The 22,390-nt window shown below is 61.7% G+C and carries 20 protein-coding genes; 13 read left to right on the forward strand and 7 right to left on the reverse strand.

The genetic code is table 11. The features are described 5' to 3' along the window. Positions 1-50: 50 nt before the first annotated feature. Entirely contained in the window at positions 51-1,382 is a 1,332-nt protein-coding gene (locus BN32_RS00260; RefSeq protein WP_019195223.1) for an Nramp family divalent metal transporter, read from the forward strand. Here BN32_RS00260 and BN32_RS00265 read toward each other — a convergent pair. The 3 genes from BN32_RS00265 to BN32_RS00275 form a co-directional block, all read right to left on the reverse strand. Continuing rightward, complete coding sequence (locus BN32_RS00265; protein WP_019195224.1) at positions 1,379-2,161, reverse strand: TIGR02186 family protein; 783 nt, start codon at positions 2,159-2,161, stop codon at positions 1,379-1,381. The two genes, BN32_RS00260 and BN32_RS00265, sit on opposite strands and share 4 nt — an antisense overlap. Next, positions 2,158-3,084, reverse strand: a complete 927-nt coding sequence (locus BN32_RS00270; RefSeq protein WP_019195225.1) for a sulfite exporter TauE/SafE family protein — start codon at positions 3,082-3,084, stop codon at positions 2,158-2,160. The genes BN32_RS00265 and BN32_RS00270 overlap by 4 nt, the downstream gene beginning before the upstream one ends. A 237-nt stretch (positions 3,085-3,321) precedes the next feature. Continuing rightward, entirely contained in the window at positions 3,322-6,615 is a 3,294-nt protein-coding gene (locus tag BN32_RS00275; protein WP_019195226.1) for a tetratricopeptide repeat protein, read from the reverse strand. A gap of 353 nt (positions 6,616-6,968) precedes the next feature. On the opposite strand from BN32_RS00275, the gene BN32_RS00280 reads away from it, so the two are divergent. From BN32_RS00280 to BN32_RS00290, 3 genes are all read left to right on the forward strand, one after another. Continuing rightward, entirely contained in the window at positions 6,969-8,759 is a 1,791-nt protein-coding gene (locus BN32_RS00280; protein ID WP_019195227.1) for an acyl-CoA dehydrogenase C-terminal domain-containing protein, read from the forward strand. Between the two features lie 78 nt (positions 8,760-8,837). After that, positions 8,838-10,046: an acetyl-CoA C-acetyltransferase gene (locus BN32_RS00285; protein WP_019195228.1), complete on the forward strand. Its 1,209-nt coding sequence runs from the start codon at positions 8,838-8,840 to the stop codon at positions 10,044-10,046. Between the two features lie 11 nt (positions 10,047-10,057). Beyond that, positions 10,058-12,271, forward strand: coding sequence for a 3-hydroxyacyl-CoA dehydrogenase NAD-binding domain-containing protein (locus BN32_RS00290; RefSeq protein WP_019195229.1), 2,214 nt, complete (start codon positions 10,058-10,060; stop codon positions 12,269-12,271). A gap of 83 nt (positions 12,272-12,354) precedes the next feature. On the opposite strand, the gene gstA is transcribed toward BN32_RS00290, so the two are convergent. Beyond that, the gene (gstA, locus tag BN32_RS00295; protein ID WP_019195230.1) at positions 12,355-12,969 is read right to left on the reverse strand and encodes a glutathione transferase GstA; all 615 of its coding nucleotides are present in this window, start codon (positions 12,967-12,969) and stop codon (positions 12,355-12,357) included. 136 nt (positions 12,970-13,105) lie between these two features. Here gstA and BN32_RS00300 point away from each other — a divergent pair, with 136 nt between their 5' ends. The 5 genes from BN32_RS00300 (at position 13,106) to BN32_RS00320 (ending at position 16,732) form a co-directional block, all read left to right on the forward strand. Beyond that, complete coding sequence (locus BN32_RS00300) at positions 13,106-13,621, forward strand: MarR family winged helix-turn-helix transcriptional regulator (protein ID WP_040425270.1); 516 nt, start codon at positions 13,106-13,108, stop codon at positions 13,619-13,621. A gap of 99 nt (positions 13,622-13,720) precedes the next feature. After that, a complete protein-coding gene (locus tag BN32_RS00305) occupies positions 13,721-15,091 on the forward strand; it encodes a glutamate--cysteine ligase (RefSeq protein ID WP_019195232.1) in 1,371 nt (456 codons plus the stop codon). A gap of 164 nt (positions 15,092-15,255) precedes the next feature. After that, positions 15,256-15,798, forward strand: a complete 543-nt coding sequence (locus tag BN32_RS00310) for a PAN domain-containing protein (protein WP_019195234.1) — start codon at positions 15,256-15,258, stop codon at positions 15,796-15,798. Positions 15,799-15,884: 86 nt separating this feature from the next. Beyond that, a complete protein-coding gene (locus BN32_RS00315; RefSeq protein ID WP_019195235.1) occupies positions 15,885-16,241 on the forward strand; it encodes a DUF6152 family protein in 357 nt (118 codons plus the stop codon). Further along, positions 16,241-16,732, forward strand: a complete 492-nt coding sequence (locus BN32_RS00320) for a DUF6644 family protein (RefSeq protein ID WP_019195236.1) — start codon at positions 16,241-16,243, stop codon at positions 16,730-16,732. Before BN32_RS00315 ends, BN32_RS00320 begins: the two co-directional genes overlap by 1 nt. Before the next feature lie 95 nt (positions 16,733-16,827). On the opposite strand, the gene tldD is transcribed toward BN32_RS00320, so the two are convergent. Both tldD and BN32_RS00330 read right to left on the reverse strand, forming a co-directional pair. Then, the gene (gene tldD, locus BN32_RS00325; protein ID WP_019195237.1) at positions 16,828-18,267 is read right to left on the reverse strand and encodes a metalloprotease TldD; all 1,440 of its coding nucleotides are present in this window, start codon (positions 18,265-18,267) and stop codon (positions 16,828-16,830) included. 113 nt (positions 18,268-18,380) lie between these two features. Further along, complete coding sequence (locus BN32_RS00330) at positions 18,381-18,641, reverse strand: winged helix-turn-helix transcriptional regulator (protein ID WP_430641869.1); 261 nt, start codon at positions 18,639-18,641, stop codon at positions 18,381-18,383. Positions 18,642-18,882: 241 nt separating this feature from the next. Between BN32_RS00330 and BN32_RS00335 the strand changes: the two genes are divergently transcribed. From BN32_RS00335 to BN32_RS00345, 3 genes are read left to right on the forward strand one after another with little or no spacing between them, the layout of a single operon-like run. Then, complete coding sequence (locus BN32_RS00335; protein WP_019195240.1) at positions 18,883-19,287, forward strand: DoxX family protein; 405 nt, start codon at positions 18,883-18,885, stop codon at positions 19,285-19,287. Between the two features lie 21 nt (positions 19,288-19,308). Then, the gene (locus tag BN32_RS00340; RefSeq protein WP_040425750.1) at positions 19,309-19,794 is read left to right on the forward strand and encodes a DsrE family protein; all 486 of its coding nucleotides are present in this window, start codon (positions 19,309-19,311) and stop codon (positions 19,792-19,794) included. A gap of 24 nt (positions 19,795-19,818) precedes the next feature. Further along, on the forward strand, positions 19,819-20,457 hold the full coding sequence (locus tag BN32_RS00345; protein WP_019195242.1) for a TlpA disulfide reductase family protein: 639 nt from the start codon (positions 19,819-19,821) through the stop codon (positions 20,455-20,457). Positions 20,458-20,493: 36 nt separating this feature from the next. Here the strand turns inward: BN32_RS00345 and BN32_RS00350 are convergent, their stop codons facing one another. Further along, positions 20,494-21,033 (reverse strand): invasion associated locus B family protein, encoded by a 540-nt coding sequence (locus tag BN32_RS00350; RefSeq protein WP_040425752.1) that lies wholly within the window; start codon positions 21,031-21,033, stop codon positions 20,494-20,496. A gap of 464 nt (positions 21,034-21,497) precedes the next feature. Between BN32_RS00350 and coxB the strand changes: the two genes are divergently transcribed. Beyond that, on the forward strand, positions 21,498-22,346 hold the full coding sequence (coxB, locus tag BN32_RS00355) for a cytochrome c oxidase subunit II (protein ID WP_019195244.1): 849 nt from the start codon (positions 21,498-21,500) through the stop codon (positions 22,344-22,346). Positions 22,347-22,390: the final 44 nt, after the last annotated feature.

Here is a 22,390-nt window from a genome sequence, read left to right on the forward strand (position 1 = left end):
GTGGAACCGAAGCATTCAGGGGCCGTTATCTGGCGCGGCGGGACATAGGCATGGCACATAACAACGTTGATCACCGGAAAACACCGAAGCCGGAAAAATTGGCCCAACAAGACAAGCCGGAGCCATTCAGCGTGCGCGGCTTTCTGAAGACCTTAGGCCCTGGTCTCGTCACCGGCGCATCTGACGACGACCCATCCGGTATCGGCACTTACAGTCAGGCGGGCGCGCAGCTCGGTTACGGCATCGGCTGGACCATGCTGCTGACATTTCCGCTGATGGCGGCGATTCAGGAAATCTCCGCGCGGGTGGGGCGGGTAACCGGCCACGGCATCGCCGGCAACGTCCGTCGTCTCTACCCGGCCTGGCTTTTGAACACCGTCATTGCGCTGCTGTTCATCGCCAACACGATCAATATCGCGGCCGATCTCGCCGCGATGGGCGATGCGCTCAAGCTGCTGATTGGCGGCCCCGGCTTTCTTTATGTGCTGGTGTTCGGCGTCGCCTCGACGGCGGCGCAAATCTTTCTCGACTACAAACGCTACAGCGCTGTGCTGAAGTGGCTCACACTCAGCCTGTTCGCCTATGTTGCTGCGCTGGCTGTCACGAAAGTCTCGTGGGGCGATGCTTTGCGCGGCATCGCTATCCCGCAGATACAATGGACATCGGCGTTCCTGACCACGCTGGTCGCCATCCTCGGCACCACGATCTCACCTTATCTGTTCTTCTGGCAGGCGTCGCAGGAGGCGGAGGATCAGCGCGTCGACGCCAAAAAGCAGCCGTTGGCGGAGAAACACTACGGCGCGCAAAGAGAATTTCATCGCATCCGCGCCGACACGATGGTCGGCATGGCATTCTCAAACCTGATCGCGATCTCGATCATCATCACGGCAGCCGCGATGCTGAATGCGACCGGCAAAACCGATATTCAAACCTCCGCCCAGGCTGCGGAAGCGCTAAAGCCAATCGCCGGCAATTTCGCTGAGTTCATCTTCGCGCTAGGCATTATCGGCACCGGCTTGCTGGCCGTTCCGGTGCTGGCGGGCTCGGCAGCGTATGCGATCGGGGAGGGGCGCAAATGGACTGTCGGTCTTGCGCGCAAGCCGCGTGAAGCGGCGTCGTTCTACGGCGTGCTGGCGCTGTCGGCCGGCATCGGCATTGTTCTCAACTTCACGCCGATCAATCCCATCTCGGCGCTGTACTGGAGCGCGGTAATTAACGGCGTGCTGGCCGTGCCGGTCATGATGCTTTTGATGGTGATGGCACGCCGCCGCGATGTGATGAGCAAGTTCATCGTCGCGGGGCCGCTGTACTGGCTGGGATGGTTGTCGGCAGCGGCAATGGCGATATGCGTCGTCGCTATGATCGCTGGATTTTTTCTTTAATCCCTGCGGAAGATCACGGACGCGAGCCACCCGGTCATGATCGCCATCATCGCGGTGGCGAGACCGTAGAGCAGTCCGTGCTGGCGCGCGGAGTTCGCGACGAACTGCTCGAAGCCGACCTTGACGATCTCAAACGCGGTCTCGGTCCTGGCAGCGAATGTACCGCCCGCAAACAACTTGATGTCGATAGTGTAGGTGCCGGTCGGGACCTCCGCCGGGAGCGGAATGCCGGTGCGGAACAATGTCGGCGTCAGGAACGTCAGTGCGCTGGTCTGCTCGAGGTAAAGCCCGTGTTCGGTGCGCAGCCGTACGAATGCCGAGCGGAACGGATCGCTGGCCACAGTGTTTGCGACGTCTGGCCCCATGCGCTGTGGCAGCGGAAAGCTGGTCAGCCCGATTTGCTGCCGCCGTTGGACGTCCGGCGAGGCGATGTTGTCGATCGGGCGGTTGGCGAAGATGCCGAGATAGGAAGGGACCTGAATGAATTCGCGCGAATCGACGTTGACCCAGATACCGAGTTTGCGCTCCTTGCGCCGGGTCACCATGTCGGCGCGCGGTCCGCTTACCGTCACGACGATGTCGTAAGCGGTGCCCGGCGGCTTCGATTTGCTGTCGCGTTCGATGGAGCCGAACAGGACAAGCTCTTCGCCAGAGTAGTTCGGCGTCACGGTAATGCGGTGATTGGAGACCGAGACGATTAGATTTTCTGCCCGCGCGTTTCCGCCTGCGGCAAGCATGAGCAGTAAAGCGGCGAAGAAGATAGGTGGGCGATACTTCATCCGCCGATCCCCAGATCGCGAATGGAATAGAGCTCGTCCGGACGGATCACCAGTTCGACGGCAAAGCGGATGCCGACCGACAGGATCAAAAGCCCGAGCAGCAGGCGCAGATGTTCGCCCCGAATACGCTGACCGGCCCGTGCGCCGAACTGCGCGCCGAAGACGCCGCCGATCATCAGCACCAGAGCGAGCACTGCATCGACGAGGTGATTGGTTACGGCGTGCAGGACGGTTGCGACCACCATCGTGACCAGCGTCAGCACCATCGCCGAGCCGATGACGGTGGAGGTGGGTACCCGCAACACATAGATCATGATCGGAATTAGCAGGAAGCTGCCGCCGACACCCATGATGGCGCCGAGAAAGCCGACGAAAAGGCCGACTGCGAGTACCGGGATAACGGACAGATAGATCTTCGAGCGCTTGAAACGCATCTTCAGCGGCAGGCCGAGAATCCACCCCTGCGCCCGCGCCCGCCGGGTGATTGTCGTGTTGCCGCGTCGTGCGCGCAGGATGGCGCGCGCGCCTTCGAGAAACATCAGCGTCCCGACGGCGGTCAACAGCACCACGTAGGACAGTGCGATGATGAGATCGAGCTGCCCGACCGAGCGCAGCAGCGTAAATATCCACACGCCCAATGCGGTGCCCGCGACACCGCCGCATAACAGCACCAGGGACAGGGCCGGATCGATCGCCCGCTTGCGCCAGTAGGACAACGCGCCGGAAAACGACGAGGCAGCCATGTGGCTGGTCACCGAAGCGACCGCGACCGCGGGTGTAATTCCGATGAAGATCAGCAGCGGCGTCATCAGGAAGCCGCCCCCGATGCCGAACATGCCGGATACGAAGCCGACCGCGGCGCCCATCCCCAGGATGAGAAACACATTGACCGGAATGTCGGCGATGGGGAGGAAAAGTTGCACGCGCGTTCGCTTGAGTTTGGCGTGAGGCTTGGTGTGCCCCTCGCAGCAATGAATTTGCCGCGACGCGGGTCATGCGCCGCGCTTCTGCTTACCCGAAATCGTCTGCGGTGGGGTTAAAGATTTGGCGAGTGGCCACGAAGCGACGCGGTTTCCCGTTCACGTTGCCTGTTAATGTTAACGGTGTGGTGCCGGGCCGCTGGCGCGGTTCATTCGGTGGTCGGGGATCGCTGAATGGTGTCAGTGAGCAGTGCTTTTGGCAGCCGTCTTGGCTGCGGGCTTCGTTGCCGGTTTTGCCGGCGTTGCTATGTCCCATCCCCCCGCCGGCGCCCCGTTGGCGATGGCTTCGTCAGGCTGGGTTTCAGGCACGAAGGTCTGGGTTGCGAGTTTCGCCGCGGCGAGCGACTGAGGGTCGAGGCGCTTGGCGATATCGTCGCGCTTTCGGCCGGAATCCGCGTCGCCCTGGGCGGCCGCGAGGCTGAACCACTTGAAGGACTCGGCAAGGTTCTGTTCCACCCCGATACCGCGGGCGTAGAGAATTCCGAGATTAAACTGGCTGTCGGCGACGCCGCGTTCGGCTGCCTTGCGGAACCACTGCGACGCGCTCTTGTAATTCGGGCCGGCACCGCCGCCGTCGGCATCCAGCACGGCGAGATTGTGCATGGCCTTGGCGCTGCCCTTCTCGGCCGCCTGCAGGTAATAGCCGCGCGCAGCGGCGGCATCCTTTTTGACGCCAAGTCCTTTTTCGTGAAGCGTTCCGAGCCGGAACGTCGCCGGGACAATGCCGCCCTGTGCGGCGCGCTCATACCAGGTCGCCGCCGTTGTGTAGTCCTGTGCGACGCCCTTGCCTTCGGCGTAGCGGACGCCGATCTCAAAAGCCGCACCGGCGTCGCCCTTGTTGGCAGCGGTGCGAAGCGCGGCGGTGCCAATAGTCTCAGGCAGCTTGTCTGCCACGGGTGTCAGCTTGATCTTCGCCTTGTCCTTTGCCACCGGGGGAATCGTCACGGATATCCGGTCTTGCGGCGTGACGATCGAACCGGTGACGTCGGGTGCAACAGGCGCGGCTGCAGGCGCAACGACCGGTTCAGCCGGTGCAGCAGCAGGGATCGCGGACATGGCAGGAACGGAAATGATTTGCGGCGACGCGCTCATCGACTGACGTGTGAGCAGCGTCGGGGAAGTCATCGACGGCATCGATGGCATCACATCGGAGCGCGGCCCGTTCTCGGGCGCAGGCGGCGGTGCCGGTTTTGTGACGCTGGATTCCGCCGGAAGCGATGAGTTTGCATCGTCGCGGCCGCTGAGCAGGTTCATGCCCATCTTGACCGTGCCAAGCACGATCACAACCACGCTCGCGCCGACCAGCAGCGCGCGAATCTTCGACGAAATGCCGGAGTCGCCGACAGCCGCAGCCTTGGCTGCGTTGCGTGCGGCGTCGTTGAGTGCGGTGACGCGGTTCGGCTTTGGACCCGACGATGCGGGCGGCGCAGCAGCGGCGGCCTGCGCGGCGCGGCGCGCGGCCTGGATGAAATTGGTCGAGCTGACAGGCTCCTGCTTCCCTGCTGAAATCTCGTTCAGCACCACTTCCGACGCGGCGATACGCTCGGACGGGCTGGATCCGCTTCTCGCCGTTTGCACGCGGGTGCCCGGCTCAAGGGGATGATCCGGCGGCAGGCTGGGATCGATTGGACTGCGCGGCGACGGAGGCGGGCGCACTGACGCGGCCGGCGGCGTCGCAATTTCGTTTGCATCATAGGACGGCGCGATCGCGGGAGCCCGCACGAGAGGCGGCGCGACGGGTGCCTGCACGACGGGCGCGCGTGCGATCGGAGCCTGCGCCGCAGCAGGATTCGGCATTTCGGGGCGTGGTACCGGCGCAAAGGACGTCGGCTGACGCGACGGTTCCGGCGCATAGGTCTCTCTCTCGCGCGGCTCGGGCATCGCCGGCGCGGGCGGAATCTCGCGGGGGGCGGAAGCCGAGCGTGCGTTGCGCAAGTCGCCCTCGATCTGCGCCAGGCGATCGACCACGTGACCGAGCGTGTTGTGAACGGCCTCGAGCGAATCCTGCGTATGACGATTGGTCTCCGACTGGCTGAAGCGGATGTCGGAGAGTTCGCGCTTGATGGTGTCGATCAGATCGCCGTCCATCGGCGCGGCGGCGCGCAATCCCTGATCGGCGCCTGCGCTGTTCATGCGCTGGCTTTCGAGATGACGCAGAATATCGGAGAGGCCTTCCTCGACCCGTGCGAGATTTCCCCCGCGCGGTTCCGACATTTCCAGCCGCTCGAGCAGATGATGGACACGCTGCTCGACGTGGCTCAGGGACGCCGAGCTGTCGTTGCCGACCTGAAGGTGATCGAGCCGGTCCGAAATCGTGCGCACCGCGTTGTCGAAATAGACCGTGTCGCCCGCTGGCGGACGGTCGCGCTGTTCGAGCGCGGTGGTCAGCACGGCAATGCGCTGTTCCAGCGCCGAGAGGATGTCGCCGTTGCCGCTCGCATGCGTCAGCTGATCGACCTTGGCCGACAATGACTGTACATGTCCTGCGAGTTCGTTCAGCGCATCATTCGATGCGACGTTCGACACGATCACCTTGAGCGCGGCAATGGCGTCTTCAAGCTGACGGACGGTCGCGGGATCGTGGCTGGAGCGCACGATTGTGTCGATCTTGCCGCCGAGATTGTGGATCGCGTCGTCGAAGCCCGCGAGTTGCTCGGCGGGCTTCAGCGTACGGAGCTCGCTGTAGATGTCCGACAGGGCGCGTTCGATACCGGATAAAGCGGTGCTATCGATTCCGCTGGAGCGGGTCTCGTCAATCCGCCGTCCCAGCGAGCGGATTTCACCTTCTAGGGATTCGATCGCGCGGCGCGGCAGCGCCTCTGTGATGGCCTGACGGATCTCGGCAAGCTCGCCGCGGAACGCGGCAATCGACTGTTCGATGCCGTCGGGGCGGCGCAGCGTCTCGATCTGGCTGGTAATGTGGGACAGCTGCTGCTCGAGGCCGGAGAAATCGGCCTGCGGCTGAATCGGCGGCGCATGATTCACGAACGACGGCGGCGGCATCCGTGTCGCGGACTGCGGCATGACACGCGGCGCGCCGTCGAGTTCGCCCTGTCGCGCAACAATTTCGGCGATCGAGAAATCCATCGGCGACATGACGGGCGAGGTCGCGGGAGCCATGCGGGGACCCGGTGCTGCGCGGTAAGGCGCGCCTTGAGGCGGCGGGGTATCCGAAAGCTGCGACAGCCGGGCGTCGAGGCGAGAAATGGCGTCGTTCAACTGCCGTGCGACTGCGGGATCGCCCTTGGGGGCTCCCGGCGCATGCGACATGTGTTCAACCTGCCGTGCGATGGAGTCGAGGCGCTTGTGGATTTCAGCGACATCCTGGGCTTCCCGGGACCCGGGATTGGGGCTCCCGATCGCGGAATTCAGCCACTCTCCCAAGGACATACCGGCGCGGCGCGCGGAAGCTTCGGCCCTTTCGCGGACCGATGGCTCGATTCCGTCAACACTCCACGATACGCGCGCTGTCATGCCTTGGTCCGGTGTAGGCGCTGGCTCCTGCCAGAGCGCTTCAGGCCCCGCGTCCCCTTGAAGAGACAATCAAATTTCGACGTGGGACGTCTGTTTCCAGTCCTGACTTTTTCGCGTTACGGTAAATACCGGGTTAATGAGACCCTCTCCGGGGCCGAAAAGTTACCCGTGGGGCATGCAAATTTGGCATGCCGTTTTTCTGTGAACCGGGCCACACCGGCCGACGCGCGGATCAGTCATGATGCCGCACGTTCTCCTTATCGCCCCGCAATTGGGATAGAGTTCCGGCCGATATTGCCGCACTGCAAAAAAATGCCTATGGAAGGGCCGCTTTTCACCCAGGAGGAACGTTGATGCCGACCTATCGAGCGCCCGTGGAAGATGTGAGTTTTCTCCTCAACGACGTTTTCCAGATCGACCGGTACAACAACCTTCCGGGGTTCAGCGATGCGTCGGCCGATGTTCGCTCCGCGATCATCGATGAAGCCGCCAAGTTCAGCGAACAGGTGCTGCAGCCGCTCAATCATTCAGGCGATCTCGAAGGCTGCACCCGTCACGACGATGGGCGCGTTTCGACGCCGAAGGGTTTCAAGGACGCGTTCAAGCAGCTCGCCGACGGCGGCTGGCTCGGTCTGTCGGCGCCGGCCGAGTTCGGCGGGCAGGGCTTGCCGGTCTCACTGTCGCAGACGGTCAACGAATTCATGATGTCGGCCAACATGGCCTTCTCGATGTATCCGGGCCTGACGCAGGGCGCGATGGCGGCGCTGCTGGTTCACGGCTCGCCCGAACAGAAGAAGACCTTCGTGCCGAAGATGGTCGCGGGCCAGTGGGCCGGCACCATGAATCTCACCGAGCCGCAATGCGGCACGGATCTCGGCCTGATGCGCACCAAAGCGGTGAAGCAGGCCGACGGCACATACAAGATCACCGGCACCAAGATCTTCATCTCGGGCGGCGAGCAGGATCTCACCGAGAATATCGTGCACCTGGTGCTGGCGCGCATCGAAGGCGCGCCTGCCGGCATCAAGGGCGTCTCTCTGTTCGTGGTCCCGAAGAAGACGATCAATGCCGACGGATCGCTCGGCGCGCCGAACGGCGTGTCGTGCGGCTCGATCGAGGAGAAGATGGGCATCCACGGCAATTCGACCTGCGTCCTGAACTTCGACAACGCTGTCGGCACGCTGGTCGGCGAAGAGAACAAGGGCATGGCGGCGATGTTCGTCATGATGAACGAGGCTCGCCTCGGCGTTGGTGTGCAGGGATTGTCGCAATCCGAGGTCGCCTATCAGAACGCCGCCGCCTATGCCCGGGATCGCCTGCAGGGCCGCGCATTGACCGGACCACAGGCCAAGGACAAGCCTGCCGACCCGATCATCGTACACCCCGACGTGCGCCGCACGCTGATGTCGATCCGCGCCTTCAACGAAGCGGCGCGAGCGCTGGTGGTGTGGACCTCGCTGAAGAGCGACCTCGCCCATCGTTCCGACGATCAGAAGGAGCGTCAGGCCGCTGACGATCACATGGGCCTGCTGACCCCGGTCATCAAAGCCATGCTGACGGATCAGGGCTTCGCCAATGCCGTTTCCGCGCAACAGATGTTCGGTGGTCATGGCTACATCGTCGAAACCGGCGTCGAGCAGTTCGTGCGCGATGCGCGCATTGCCATGATCTATGAAGGCGCCAACGGCATTCAGGCGCTCGATCTCGTCGGCCGCAAACTCGGCCGCGACGGCGGCCGCGCCATCACCGCGTTCTTCAACGAGGTTACGGCCTTTGCGAAGGAGAACGGTGCGAACGAGGCGATGAAGCCGTACCTCGCGCCGCTCACCGCGTCGGTTCAGCATCTGCAGCAGGCCACCATGTGGCTGATGCAGAACGCGATGGCGAAGCCCGACAATGCGGGCGCGGCATCCACCGACTACCTGCATCTCTTCGGTCTGGTGACGCTGGGCTACATGTGGGCGCGCATGGCGAAAGTCGCGCAAGACAAGCTGGCGGAATCCGGCGAGCAGCCTTACCTGAAGGCCAAGCTGGTGACGGGCAAGTTCTTCATGGAACGGATGCTGCCGGAAACCTCGCTGCGCCTGTCGCGCATCCAGGCCGGTGCCGACACCATGATGGAACTGCCGGGCGAGGCGTTCTGAGTTCGAATTTGTCTCGCGCCGGTGTTCGGCGCGAGCTTCCGGTCACACTTCTTCAAACAAAATTCCCAGGAGGGCGTCATGCCAGAGGCATTTATTTACGACCACGTGCGCACGCCGCGCGGCAAGGGCAAGTCCGATGGTTCGCTGCATGAGGTGACGGCGCTGGCGCTGGCGACTGCGCCGCTGAAGGCCCTCAAGGAGCGCAATAACATCGCGCCCGACACCATCGACGATGTGATCCTCGGTGTGGTCGATCCGATTGGCGAAGCAGGCGGCGATATCGCGCGTTTTGCGGCGCTGAATGCCGGTCTTGGTGAATCGGTTCCGGGCATCCAGATCAGCCGCTTCTGCGCGTCAGGCCTTGATGCGGTGAATTTCGCTGCGGCGCAGGTGATGTCCGGCCAGCACGAGATGACCATCGGCGGCGGCGCGGAATCCATGAGCCGGGTCGGTATTCTCTCATCGGGCGCGTCGTGGCCGATGGACCCGTCGATGGCGGTGCCGAGCTATTTCATGCCGCAGGGTGTGTCTGCGGATCTGATCGCCACCAAGTACGGTTTCTCCCGCGACAACGTCGATGCCTATGCGGTGCAGAGCCAGCAGCGTGCCGCCAAGGCGTGGGACGAAGGCCGTTTCAAGAATTCGGTGATCCCGGTGAAGGACATCAACGGCATCACCATTCTCGACAAGGACGAGCATATGCGTCCCTCGACGACGATGCAGTCGCTCGGGCAATTGCAGGCGTCGTTCGCGGCGATGGGCGCGATGGGCGGTTTCGATGCCGTCGCCGTGCAGTCGCATCCTGAAATCGAGGCGGTGAACTACGTTCATCACGCCGGCAATTCGTCGGGCATTGTCGACGGCGCAGGCGCCGTTCTGCTCGGCAGTGCGGAAGCCGGCAAGAAGCGTGGCCTGAAGCCGCGCGCGAAAATCCGCGCGTTCGCGAACATCGGCTCCGAGCCAGCGATGATGCTGACCGGTCCGGTCGATGTCACCAAGAAGGTGCTGGAGCGTTCCGGCATGAAGCTCAAGGACATTGACCTGTTTGAGCTCAACGAGGCGTTCGCATCGGTGGTGCTGCGCTACATTCAGGCCTTCGAGATCGACAACGACAAGATCAACGTCAATGGCGGCGCGATCGCCATGGGCCATCCGCTCGGCGCGACCGGCGCGATGATCCTCGGTACCGTGCTCGACGAACTCGAGCGCACCAATAAGTCCACCGCTCTCGTCACGCTGTGCATCGGCGGCGGCATGGGCACCGCCACCATCATCGAGCGCGTTTGAGGATCAATCAGATGACTTACAAGAATTTCAAGGTTGAGACCGACGCTGACGGCATTGCGCTGGTGACGTGGGATATTCCCGGCAAGTCGATGAACGTGCTGGACGAGACCACCAACATCGAACTCGCCGCCATCGTCGATGCGACCACCAAGGACGCCGCGATCAAGGGTGTCGTCATCACCTCCGGCAAGGAAGCGTTCTCCGGGGGTGCGGACCTGACCATGCTGGAAGGCATGAACCGCGCCTACCTCGAATTGCTGAAAGCCAAGGGCGAAGAAGTCGCCAACAAGTACGTGTTCGATGAGGTCCGCAAGCTGTCGCAGACGCTGCGCAACATCGAAGTATCCGGCAAGCCCTGGGTTGCCGCGATCAATGGCCTTGCCTTCGGCGGTGCTTTTGAATTGACGCTGGCCTGTCACTATCGGGTTGCCTCCGACAATCCCAAGACGCGCCTTGGGTTGCCTGAGATCAAGGTCGGCCTGTTCCCCGGCGGCGGCGGCACCCAGCGGCTTCCGCGCATGATCCAGCCGATGGACGCCTTGCAGATGCTGCTCAAGGGCGACGCCATCAATCTCAAGAAGGCGCAGGCATTGGGCATCGTCGGTGCGGTGGTTCCCGCGGCCGATCTGATCAAGACCGCGAAGGACTGGATCAAGGCCGGCGGCAAGGCTGTCGCGCCATGGGACGAGAAAGGCTTCAAGCTGCCCGGTGGTCCGGTCTATTCGAAAGCCGGCATGCAATTCTTCCCACCGGCGAACGCGATCCTGCGCCGCGAGACTTACGACAACTATCCGGCCGCGCGCGCGATCATGCAGTGCGTCTATGAAGGCCTGCAACTGCCGATGGATGCGGCGCTGCGCGTCGAGTCGCGCTACTTCTCGAAGATCCTTCGCTCGAAGGAAGCTGCGGCAATGATCCGCTCTCTCTTCGTGTCGATGCAGGAACTCAACAAGGGCGCGCGCCGTCCGCAGAACGTGCCGCCCACCAAAGTGAAGAAGCTCGCCGTTATCGGCGCGGGCTTCATGGGCGCGAGCGTCGGCTTCGTGTCGGCCCAGGCTGGCATCGATGTGGTGCTGATCGACCGCGATCAGGAAAGCGCCGACAAGGGCAAGGGGCACGCCAAGACCATGCTCGACGGCCAGATCGCCAAGGGCCGCATGAAGCAGGACAAGGCCGACGCCATCCTCGCGCGCATTACGGCCACGCCGGATTACAATGCGATCAAGGATTGCGATCTCGTGATCGAGGCCGTGTTCGAGGACCGCAAGGTCAAGGCGGAAACCTACGCCAAGGCGCAGCCGCTGCTGCGCGACGGTGCGATCTTCGCCTCCAACACCTCGACGCTGCCGATCAATTCGCTGGCCGAGGAATGGAAGGACCCATCGAAGTTCATCGGCATCCACTTCTTCTCGCCGGTCGAGAAGATGATGCTGGTGGAGATCATCGTCGGCAAGAATACCGGCGATGTGGCGCTAGCCACCGCGCTCGATTACGTGCGGCAGATCAACAAGACGCCCATCGTGGTGAACGACTCGCGCGGCTTCTTCGCCAACCGCTGCGTGCTGCGCTACATCTCGGAAGGCTACGAGATGTTCAAGGAGGGCGTGCCGCCTGCGATGATCGAGAATGTCGGCAAGATGGCCGGCATGCCGGTCGGCCCACTCTCGCTCAACGACGAAGTCGCCATCGACCTGTCGCTGAAGATTCTCAAGGCAACCGAAGCCGACATGGGCGCGCAGTCCGTTGATCCGGAGCAGAAGGCGCTTCTGGTCGAGATGGTGGAGAAGCGCGGACGCTTTGGCCGCAAGAACGGTAAGGGCTTCTATGATTACCCCGAGAAGGGCAAGGGCCAGAAGAAATTGTGGCCTGAACTGAGCACGCTACAGTCGAAGCATCTCGATCCGGATACGCTGGACGTCGAGGAATTGAAGCAGCGTTTCCTGGTGGTGCAGGCGGTGGAAGCCGCGCGCACGGTCGAGGATCACGTCATCACGGATCCACGCGAGGCCGACGTCGGTTCGATCCTCGGGTTTGGGTTCGCGCCGTTCACCGGCGGCACGCTGTCCTACATCGACTTCATGGGAACCAAGACTTTCGTCGAGCTCTGCCATAAGCTCGAGAAGAAATACGGCTCGCGATTCACGCCGCCGAAGCTTCTGATCGACATGGCCGCCAAGGGCGAGACGTTCTACGGCCGCTTCGCGCCGAAGAAGGTTGCGGCGTAACAATAAAAACGCTTCACGAGTTGACAAAATAAGAGGCGGGATCATCGATCCCGCCTTTTTCATCTCTGGGATGTGATCGTGTTTTATGATGCCTTTAGCAGTCCCTCGGCGGTGAGCGCTTCCTGCACCTTCGGCCGCGCTGCAACACGCACCTTGTAGGCGACGAGATTCGGAAGGCGGGAGATGTCCAGGCCTACGCGATCCGCCCAGGCGAGCATCGTGAAGAGATAGGCGTCCGGCACGGTGAAGTGGTTGCCCATGACGTAATCCCGGCCCTTCAGGGCTTGATCGATGTACTTGAACTTGCCCATCAGGCGGTCCTTGAAGAACGCCTTGGTGTCGTCCGACAGGACCGGCTGGAACAGCGGGCTGAAGTTCTTGTGCAGTTCGCTGGCGACGAAATTCAGCCATTCCTGCAGTTTGTAGCGCTCGGATGAACCGGCAGCGGGGGCAAGGTTCTTCTGCGGCGCACTATCAGCGATCATCTGGACGATGACCGCGCCTTCCGTCAGCAGATCGCCATTGTCGAGGCCGAGCGCCGGGACCTGGCCCTTCGGATTAACCTGGTTGTAGTCAGTGCCGTCCTCGAGCTTCTTCGCCTTCAGATCGACCCGGACCAGGTCGAACGGCAGACCGGCCTCTTTCAGGGCGATATGGGGGGACAGCGAGCAGGCGCCGGGCGAATAATACAGTTTCATGGGTATCCCTTCTCGAAATTTGAAGATTGGGGCATTGGCAAGACCTATGACCGCCCCCTAAATGCAGATATGTCAAGATTGATGCAACTGCATTTATTGGGGTAAGCTCGGGAAAGCCTGAGGCACGGACGATACCATGAAACGCAAACCATCTACCGAGGCGACAGAGGTCTGGATCCGTTTGATGCGGGTTCAGGGCAAGGTGCTCGGCGCGGTCGAGCAGGATCTGAAAAAGGCGGGATTTCCGCCGCTGGCCTGGTATGACGCGCTGCTCGAGTTATCGCGCGCGCCAAGCGGCGAGCTGCGCCCTGTTGAACTCGAGAAGCAGATGTTGCTGCCGCAGTACTCCACGTCGCGCCTGATCGATCGTCTGGTCGAGGAAGGTCTTGCGGCGCGGCGCGAGTGCAAGATGGACAAGCGCGGTCTGTTCGTGGAGATCACCGATGCCGGCCGCGAGCTGCAGAAGAAGATGTGGAATTCATATTCCGCGGCAATCGAACGGCACATCGGCTCGAAGCTGTCGGATACCGATGCGGTGAAACTCGCTGGCCTGCTGGATCGTCTCGGTTGCTGCGCGGGCGCGCCGCAGGCTGTGGCCATCTCGAAAGACGCCGTCAAAGAATCCGCCAAAGAAATCACGTCGGCCCGATGATCCTTTCTTTACCTCTCGCGGTTACGGATGCTCGCGTCCGTGACATCCGCCTGCATCGTGCGCTGATCCGTCAATCAAAACCTCTTGTCTGGATGTCCTATGGCGCGTGATCAGATCGATATGACACCGCTGCATTCGCGGGACGAACTGGTCGCGTGGCTGGAGGCCGGCGTAAAGCCGAAATCCGAATTCCGCATCGGTACCGAGCACGAAAAAACGCCATTCACGCTGGAGGGTCACAGACCCGTGCCTTATGAGGGCGCGCGTGGCATCGGCGCATTGCTTGAAGGGATGAAACTCCTGCTCGGCTGGGATCCGATCATGGAGAACGGCAACATCATCGGATTGCATGATGTCACCGGCGGCGGCGCGATTTCGCTGGAGCCCGGCGGCCAGTTCGAATTGTCCGGCGCGCCGGTTGAAACCGTGCACCAGACCTCATCCGAGCTGATGGCGCATCTGGCGCAGGTCCGCGAAGTCGCGACACCGCTCGGAATCGGCTTTCTCGGTCTCGGCATGACCCCGTCATGGTCCCGCAAGGAAATGCCGTTGATGCCGAAGGGCCGCTACCGGATCATGACCGACTACATGCCGAAGGTCGGCCAGTACGGTCTCGACATGATGTACCGGACCTGCACGGTGCAGACCAATCTCGACTTCTGTTCGGAAGCGGACATGGTCAAGAAGCTGCGCGTGTCGGTGGCGTTGCAGCCGGTGGCCACTGCGCTGTTCGCGAACTCGCCCTTCACCGAGGGCAAGCCGAACGGCTTCCTCTCATTCCGCTCGGAAATCTGGCGCGACACCGACAACGCGCGTGCGGGCATGATTCCATGGGCGTTCGAGGACGGCATGGGTTTCGAGCGCTGGGTCGATTATGCGCTCGACGTGCCGATGTATTTCGTCAAGCGCGGCGACGACTACATCGATGTCTCGGGCTCGTCGTTCCGTGATTTCTTCGACGGCAAGAACAAGATGCTGCCGGGCGAGAAGCCGACATTGTCCGACTGGGCCAATCATCTCTCGACGATTTTCCCCGAGGTCCGGCTGAAGCGCTATCTCGAAATGCGCGGCTCCGACGGCGTGCCATGGCAGCAGCTGCCATCACTGCCGGCGTTCTGGGTTGGTTTGCTGTATCATGATGAAAGTCTCGAGGCCGCGTGGGACATCGCCAAGCGCTGGACCGCGGATGAGCGGCAGGCGCTGCGCGACGACGTGCCGCGTCTCGGCTTCAAGGCGAAGATCGGCAACCGCTATCTCTTCGAGGTCGCCAAGGATTGCATGGCCCTGGCGCATAAGGGCCTCGCGCGGCGGGGCCGAATCGATCATCTCGGTCGCGACGAGTCGCGGTATCTGGAGCCGCTCGACCACATCATGGACACCGGGCATACCCCGGCTGAACGGTTGCTTGAGAAATTCAACGGCCCCTGGGGACAATCCGTCGATCCCGCGTATAGCGAATACGCTTATTGATTCAATTAGTTATTGCCATCACGAGAATGTTGTTCCGGCATTTATCTGCCGTTCATCTGCCATACATCAGCGCGGCGATTGAATAGGCGATATTCGCCCGGCTCATTACGCCCGTCCCCGCTGAAAGCGATGGCATGCTTCCAATCTGCAATTTCAGATCATGCATGAGCTTTTGCGCGGCGGTTGTTGTCGCGCTTACGCTCACGTGGCTTGTCGGCGTTCGACCGGTTCACGCGCAGGCCAATTTCGATCGCCCGGGCAACGATTATTCGCGGACGCCAATGCCCTCCGGCGATCCCGCTGTATGCGCCCTGCAATGCGAACGAGACCGCCGCTGCCGCGCATGGAGTTTCAACTATCCGGCCGTCAGCGACGATAGCGCGGTCTGCTGGCTCAAGAATGCGGTGCCGCCGCGGGTGCCAAGCAACTGCTGTGTCTCCGGGGTGCGCGGTGCGGGCGTCGTTGAGCCGCGCAACAGCGCGATCGAAGTCGAGACCGACCGGCTTGGTGGCGACTACCGGAATGTCGAGGTGGAGACCGATCCCAGGGGCGAGACCTGCAAGGCGGTGTGCGACGATGACAAGAGGTGTCGGGCATGGACCTATGCGCGGCCCGGCTACATCGGAAAATCAGCGCGCTGCTTCCTGAAGGATCACGTCAAGCCGCCGCGCCGCAAGCCGGGATTCATATCCGGCGTGGTGCGGTAATCCGCGCTGCAAAAAAGCAAACGATTGCCGGATTTGCGCGTTAGCGTGGATCGTTCAAGCTGGATCGAGTGATCAGGAGCGTTCCGATGAAGCACACCCGCGTTGCAATCGCCGGATTTTCCATTCTCGCGGTCACGACAGTGGCTGCGGTTGCGCATCATGGCTGGGGAAGTTACGACGCCAGCAAACCGGTCACGGTTGACGGGACGATCTTGACCAGCACGTTCGAAAATCCGCACGCGACGATCGCAGTCAAGGCTCCCGACAAGATATGGACCGTCACGTTGGCGCCCACGTCGCGTATGATCGCACGCGGCGCGCTGGCTGACGTCGTTGCAGTTGGCAAGACGGTGTCCGTCTACGGTTATCCGTCGACCGTCGAAATGAATGAAATGCGCGCTGAACGGATTTCGGTGGACGGCAAGACTTACGAGCTGCGCTGATGACGGATGCGGCGCCCGCGATTTTCGCCGCGCTTGAAGCCTCGGGATTCGGCGCGGCGATCCGGCAGTCGCGCTGGCTCTATATGGCCGCCAATATCGGACATATCGTGTCGCTGATGGTTTTCGCAGGGGCCATCGCGGTGATGGACGTGCGCATGGTTCGCGCACTGTCCGCGACGTCGCCGGCGTATGTGTTGAAGGCGGCGCGACGCATTGCAATCATTGGCTTCATTTGCCTTGTCATTTCCGGTGCGTTTCTGTTCACAGCGGAAGCCAGCCACGTCATCATGAACCGCGTGTTTCAGATCAAGCTCGGGCTGATCGCGCTGGGTCTTCTCAATATCGCGCTGTTCGAAATCTCTATTGCGCCGAAAGTGAAGAACCTGCCGCCGCTGACGCCGCTGCCGTCGGGCGCGCGCGCCACAGCCGTGGCGTCAATCTCGATCTGGATTGCTGTCGCGATCTGCGGGCGTTCGATCGCGTATTTCTAAAGGTTGCGGCTGGATGCTGCCGCAAGCCACTTGAGGGCTTTGCTGATCGGACACGACCTTCTCCGTATGCCGGTGGCCGCTTTCCGAATCGTGCGCTAGCCCGTGCCGCCGACTGTGATGCGATCCATGCGCAGCGTCGGTTGTCCGACACCGACCGGCACGCCCTGGCCTTGCTTGCCGCAGGTGCCGATGCCGTCATCGAGCTGAAGATCGTTGCCGACCATCGAGATGCGATGCAGGTCAGTGGGGCCGTTGCCGATCAGCATGGCGCCCTTCAACGGAGCGCCAAGCTTGCCGTTCTCGATCTTGTAGGCCTCGGTGCACTGGAACACATACTTGCCGGACACGATATCGACCTGACCGCCGCCGAAATTCGCGGCGAAGATTCCGTTTTTCACCGACGCGAGAATTTCTGCAGGGTCGCGACCGCCGGCCAGCATGTAGGTGTTGGTCATGCGCGGCATGGGAACGTGCGCATAGCTCTCGCGCCGTCCGTTGCCGGTCGGTTTCATGTTCATCAGCCGTGCGTTCTGCCGATCCTGCATGTAGCCGACGAGGATGCCGTCTTCGATCAGCACGGTGCGGTTGGTTGGCGTGCCTTCATCATCGACGGAGAGTGAGCCGCGCTTCGAGGAAATCGTACCGTCATCGACGACGGTAACGCCCTTGGCTGCGACCTGCTGGCCCATCAGTCCTGAAAAGGCCGAGGTCTGCTTGCGGTTGAAATCGCCCTCGAGCCCGTGACCGACGGCTTCGTGCAGCATCACGCCGGGCCAGCCCGGGCCGAGCACCACGTCCATTTCACCTGCAGGTGCGGGCACAGATTCCAGATTGACCAGCGCCTGACGGATCGCGCCGTCGGCGGCCGAACGCCACGCCTTTGTCTCGATGAAGCGCGCATAGCCTTCGCGTCCGCCGTAACCATGGCTGCCGCTTTCCTGGCGGTCGCCCGAGCCTGCGACGACGGAAATATTCACGCGCACCAGCGGGCGGATGTCGCGATAGCTTTCGCCATCGGGGCGCACAATCTCCACCACCTGCCAGGTCGCGCCGAGAGATACGGAGACCTGCCGCACACGCGGGTCCTTGTCGCGGACATAGGCGTCGATTTCGGCGAGTAGTTTCACCTTGGTCTCGAAGCTCTGTCCGTCCAGCGGATTTTCATCGCCGTAGAGGCGCGTGTTGGTGTGGCCGGGCGCGGCTGCGAATGTCCCGGAATAGCCGCCGCGCACCGCGTGGACGGCATCGGCGGCGCGGATCAGCGCGGGCAGCGACACATCGGACGAGTGGGCATAGCCGACGGCGTCATTCTTCACCGCGCGCAGACCGAAGCCTTGGGCAGTGTCATAGGTCGCCTGCTTCAGGCGGCCGTTGTCGAAACCGAGCCCTTCGGACTGGCGGTATTCGAGGAACAGTTCGCCGTCGTCGGCACCGGCCAGCCCGCGCACGATTTCCTTGCGCACGGCGTCGCGGTCGAGCCCGGCTCGGTCGAGCAGCGAGGTGGTCACAGGCACGGCGTCGGACGGATGGCTCATGGGAACTCCGGGAATCTGGCTTTCGAGAATCTGGCTTGGGCGGGCTTATCAAAGATAGGTACGACGGGGCGGCAGAACCAGCCGGTCGCAATACCTGGAATTCAAAGCCGGCTTCAGCGTGGCGGGCTCGGTTGTCTGTTCTGTTTGCCCGTTGATGACATCTTGGGACGCGCGTTCGGAAAGCCATGCTCTTGCGACCATTTGAACAACTCTTCGAACACGGGGCGCAGCGCCAGGGCAGAGGGCGTGATCTCGTATTCGACGCGCGGCGGAATTTCAGGAAAAATCGTGCGCTTGACCAATCCATCGGCTTCGAGATCGCGGAGCTGCAGCGTCAGCATGTGCTGGGTGACCCCGGGAATTGCGCGGCGCAACTCGCCGAAGCGGTGCTTGCCCTGACCAAGCAGCTAGAGAATCTCGCCTTTCCACTTTCCGGTCAGCATTCCCAATGCGCGGTGGAATTGGCTCACGGCCTCTTCACCGGTGCAAATTTCATCAGGGTTTTCTGCATTGGTCTCAAATTTCATACTACACCAGAAAAAGCATCCTACTTGTCTTTTCCATCTTAGTTCTGAATTTTGCCTGGCGAAAGCGATCTGTGCTCAATCCAGGGAAATGATGATGTCGACGACGGATGTTCAAAGGGCGCCACGCTGGAAACCAGCTGCTCTATGGACCCTCAAAGGCCTGCTCGCAGCAGCGTTCCTGTCGGCGGGCGGGGCGAAAATCTTCGGCGTGCCGATGATGGTCGAGAGCTTCCAGCAGATCGGACTGGGACAATGGTTCCGCTATCTCACCGGGGTTCTGGAAATTGTCGGCGCGATCACGATCCTGATGCCCCGTCTTGCTGCGTTCAGAGGCGTGCTCGTGAGCTGCATCATGGTGGGGGCCATCGCAACGCATCTGCTTCTGATTGGCGGCTCGGCGGTCCCGGCGATCATTCTTCTGGCCCTGAGCGCCATCGTTGTCATTTCGCATCGCGATCAGATCGACGACCTCTTCGATCGATACGACGCATAACCCGCGGCGAGGATGAAAACGATGCGCATCAATCGCAGACGATGGTTCGCCACTGCCGGATACGGCCTTGCATTCGCGATGCTGCTCGCCGCGACATTGGCGGTCACCGCCGCCCCGAAAGAGCAGAAGGCTCCGCCACGTTCGCATCGTCTCGTTCTGCAAATCAACTCGGACGATCCGACTACGATGCGGGCCGTGATTTCGACGTCGGTCCACCTGACGAAGTATTACAAGGCGATCAACGAAGGATTCACGGTCGAGATCGTCGGCTATAACGCCGGGCTCCATATGTTTCGCGCCGATACCTCGCCCGTGCAGGATCTGTTGAAAGTTCTGCGAACCACCAATCCGGATATTCGCTTCGTCATTTGTGAGGCGACAAAGATGGGCATGGAGCGTAACGAAGGCCGCCCGCTATCTTTCGTTGAAGGCACCACATTTGCGCCAAATGGGCCTGCCTATATGATCGGACTGCAGGAAGCCGGATGGTCCTATATCCGCTCGTGAGTCCGTATGGATCGAGATAATTGTATGACCGCGAGCGATGAAGCTGCCGATCCGGCGCGCCATGCAATTGCGCGGCGCACCGTGCTTGGCGGCATGCTCGGTGCCGCTTCATCAGTCATGATGCCGTCCAGCCGTGCGCAAGCGCGGACGAATGGGCCGCCGCCATTCGGAACGGCTCGCAGCCAGTTCACGCTTCTAGCCCCTGTGAAAACAGTGCCGTCCCTTCCGCTGACGCGGCTGAACGGCGCGACCGATAATTTTGCGGCGTTTCGGGGCAAGACAGTTCTTGTGAACTTCTGGGCGACATGGTGCGCGGCGTGCCGGGTCGAATTGCCGATTCTTGATCGGTTGCAGGAAACCACGGGCCAGAAGAATTTGAAGGTCGTCGCAATATCCCTCGATCGCAACGGCCGCGCGGCCGTCCTGCCGTTCGTGCAGAAGCTCAAGATCCGGCATCTCGAAGTTTATCTCGATCCGGATGGGCGCGTCGGGAGCGTTGGCAATGACAATGCTACGGCCCCATTCCCGATTTACGGAATGCCGATTTCATATGTCGTTGGTCCCTCCGGCCGGATCGAAGGATATCTGACCGGAGAAGCCGACTGGTTGTCGGACGATGCCAGAAATCTTCTCAGCTATTATGCGAGTCCCATGGCGGGCTGAGACGGCGGGCTGATGTCTGTTGTACCGGACTGCAGACTACGGCAGCTTGTCGTAGCCTTCGCCGAGCCCCTTCAGGCTGAGCGGAAAGCCGATGCCTTCTTCCGGCGTCTCGAAGATAATGAAGGTCGCGGTCTTGGCGGTCTTGAACTGATTGAGCAGCGTGTCTTCCATCACGACTTCGGCAACGCAGCCGTTGGGCAGGCAGCGCACGAATCCGGCCCGGCCCACGTCCTTGTCGTCGAGCTTGAGGCCGAGGCCGGACGGCAACAGCACGCCCAGCGGCGCGACCACCCGCATCAGCTTGCTCTTTTGGTCGGCCGTCTTGAGGATAATGACGGTCAGCCCTGCGTTGGAGCGGTCTTCGGCCACCACGCTCTGGATCAGGGCGCATTGTTCGGCCTGCGCACCGGCCGGGGTGTCGCAGCGGATCTGCCAGTCGCCGTGGACCGATTTGACCGCCCCCTGCGCCCGGGCCGGAGCGGGCACCGCAAAAAAGGCCGCAACCGCAACCGTTGCAAGCCAAATCGGCGCCTTCGCAAGGCTGCGGATCGAGAAAAGTTGGTTTCGCACGCCCATCAGGCTCATATCCTCGGCAATAATTCCGGCAACTTGACGATTCCCGGCAGTTTTTCGCAGCGTCTCCTGCCTGATCGCTGGATTGATAGGGCAATGACGGCGTCTTGAGGGCAAGCCTTGTTAGAGGGCAAAGCCTATCGCCGGGATGCACCACCTCACAGCCGCGAATCGGGTTTTCGCCGCATATCTTGTCCGGGGTACAACGGACAATCCAAGTGTCAAGCATCTCCGGCTGCAGGACTGCTGGTTTTGGCCCATTTGCCAAGGGGATTCCGACTGTGTGCCCGCCTTATTACGTGCATTGCGGTAGGCATCGAATTATGGTTTGAGAGGCTGGAAATTCGACGCGTTCTAACCTTTGGCCGATGGCCGAAATCGTGATCGCGACCGAGAAAGCAGGCTTAAAAGCAGATCTTGCCGCCCGGCAGGGTCGCTGGGGTGACTAAAGCAGGAGCGATAGCGGCATGAAGATGTCGAAGGGCCAAAATGGCCGGCGAGTACTGGGCTTTGCGGTGGCTGCCACCGTGCTTGCCGCGGCAGGGGCAGCTTTCGCGGCCGGCGGGACCGTTGGTCAGCCGTCGCCCTGGGAATACACGCTCCAGCCGTCCGCATCGCCGGTAATGGACAACATCACCTGGTTCCACAATTTCCTGCTCTGGATCATCACCGCGATCACGATTTTTGTCGCGATTTTGCTTGGTATCGTGGCGGTCAAGTTTAACGCACGCAAGAACCCGGTCCCCTCCAAGACCACCCACAACACGATGATCGAAGTGGTCTGGACCATCGTGCCGGTGCTGATTCTGGTCGGTATCGCCGTGCCGTCATTCCGCCTGCTGTTCCAGCAGCTCGACATTCCGAAGGCTGATCTGACGATCAAGGCCACCGGCAAGCAGTGGTACTGGACCTACGCCTATCCCGATAACGGCAAGTTCGAATTCGATTCGCTGATGGTCGCCAACAAGGCGCCGCGGCTGCTGGCGGTTGACAACGAGGTGGTCGTACCGGTGAACAAGGTGATCCGGGTGCAGGTCACGGGCGCCGACGTCATTCACTCCTTTGCCGTGCCGGCGTTTGGCGTGAAGATCGACGCGGTTCCGGGTCGTCTCAACGAGACCTGGTTCAAGGCGACCAAGGAAGGAATGTTCTACGGCCAGTGCTCCGAACTGTGCGGCAAGGACCACGCCTACATGCCGATCGCGATTCGCGTCGTGAACGATCAGGAATTCACGACCTGGGTTGAGGCGGCGAAGAAGAAGTATGCGAGCAACCCCGCGAATTCGTACGCGTCGATCGGGGCTGCTGCGCAGTAAGCGCATCGACGGACAAGGGCGAGTCGGGCGCGGGGCGCCCGCAC

It is taken from the genome of Afipia birgiae 34632 (genome assembly GCF_000308295.2).
In the GTDB taxonomy this organism is placed as follows: domain Bacteria; phylum Pseudomonadota; class Alphaproteobacteria; order Rhizobiales; family Xanthobacteraceae; genus Afipia; species Afipia birgiae.

Excerpts from the sequence above, each read along its gene's own strand:
- BN32_RS00345 (WP_019195242.1), top strand. The coding sequence starts at position 19,819 with ATGACCGCGAGCGATGAAGCTGCCGATCCGGCGCGCCATGCAATTGCG.
- BN32_RS00335 (WP_019195240.1), top strand. The coding sequence starts at position 18,883 with ATGATGATGTCGACGACGGATGTTCAAAGGGCGCCACGCTGGAAACCA.
- BN32_RS00315 (WP_019195235.1), top strand. The coding sequence starts at position 15,885 with ATGAAGCACACCCGCGTTGCAATCGCCGGATTTTCCATTCTCGCGGTC.
- BN32_RS00265 (WP_019195224.1), bottom strand. The coding sequence starts at position 2,161 with ATGAAGTATCGCCCACCTATCTTCTTCGCCGCTTTACTGCTCATGCTT.
- gstA (WP_019195230.1), bottom strand. The coding sequence starts at position 12,969 with ATGAAACTGTATTATTCGCCCGGCGCCTGCTCGCTGTCCCCCCATATC.
- BN32_RS00280 (WP_019195227.1), top strand. The coding sequence starts at position 6,969 with ATGCCGACCTATCGAGCGCCCGTGGAAGATGTGAGTTTTCTCCTCAAC.
- coxB (WP_019195244.1), top strand. The coding sequence starts at position 21,498 with ATGAAGATGTCGAAGGGCCAAAATGGCCGGCGAGTACTGGGCTTTGCG.
- BN32_RS00305 (WP_019195232.1), top strand. The coding sequence starts at position 13,721 with ATGGCGCGTGATCAGATCGATATGACACCGCTGCATTCGCGGGACGAA.
- BN32_RS00320 (WP_019195236.1), top strand. The coding sequence starts at position 16,241 with ATGACGGATGCGGCGCCCGCGATTTTCGCCGCGCTTGAAGCCTCGGGA.
- tldD (WP_019195237.1), bottom strand. The coding sequence starts at position 18,267 with ATGAGCCATCCGTCCGACGCCGTGCCTGTGACCACCTCGCTGCTCGAC.
- BN32_RS00290 (WP_019195229.1), top strand. The coding sequence starts at position 10,058 with ATGACTTACAAGAATTTCAAGGTTGAGACCGACGCTGACGGCATTGCG.
- BN32_RS00340 (WP_040425750.1), top strand. The coding sequence starts at position 19,309 with ATGCGCATCAATCGCAGACGATGGTTCGCCACTGCCGGATACGGCCTT.
- BN32_RS00310 (WP_019195234.1), top strand. The coding sequence starts at position 15,256 with ATGAGCTTTTGCGCGGCGGTTGTTGTCGCGCTTACGCTCACGTGGCTT.
- BN32_RS00300 (WP_040425270.1), top strand. The coding sequence starts at position 13,106 with ATGAAACGCAAACCATCTACCGAGGCGACAGAGGTCTGGATCCGTTTG.
- BN32_RS00260 (WP_019195223.1), top strand. The coding sequence starts at position 51 with ATGGCACATAACAACGTTGATCACCGGAAAACACCGAAGCCGGAAAAA.
- BN32_RS00275 (WP_019195226.1), bottom strand. The coding sequence starts at position 6,615 with ATGACAGCGCGCGTATCGTGGAGTGTTGACGGAATCGAGCCATCGGTC.
- BN32_RS00350 (WP_040425752.1), bottom strand. The coding sequence starts at position 21,033 with ATGGGCGTGCGAAACCAACTTTTCTCGATCCGCAGCCTTGCGAAGGCG.
- BN32_RS00285 (WP_019195228.1), top strand. The coding sequence starts at position 8,838 with ATGCCAGAGGCATTTATTTACGACCACGTGCGCACGCCGCGCGGCAAG.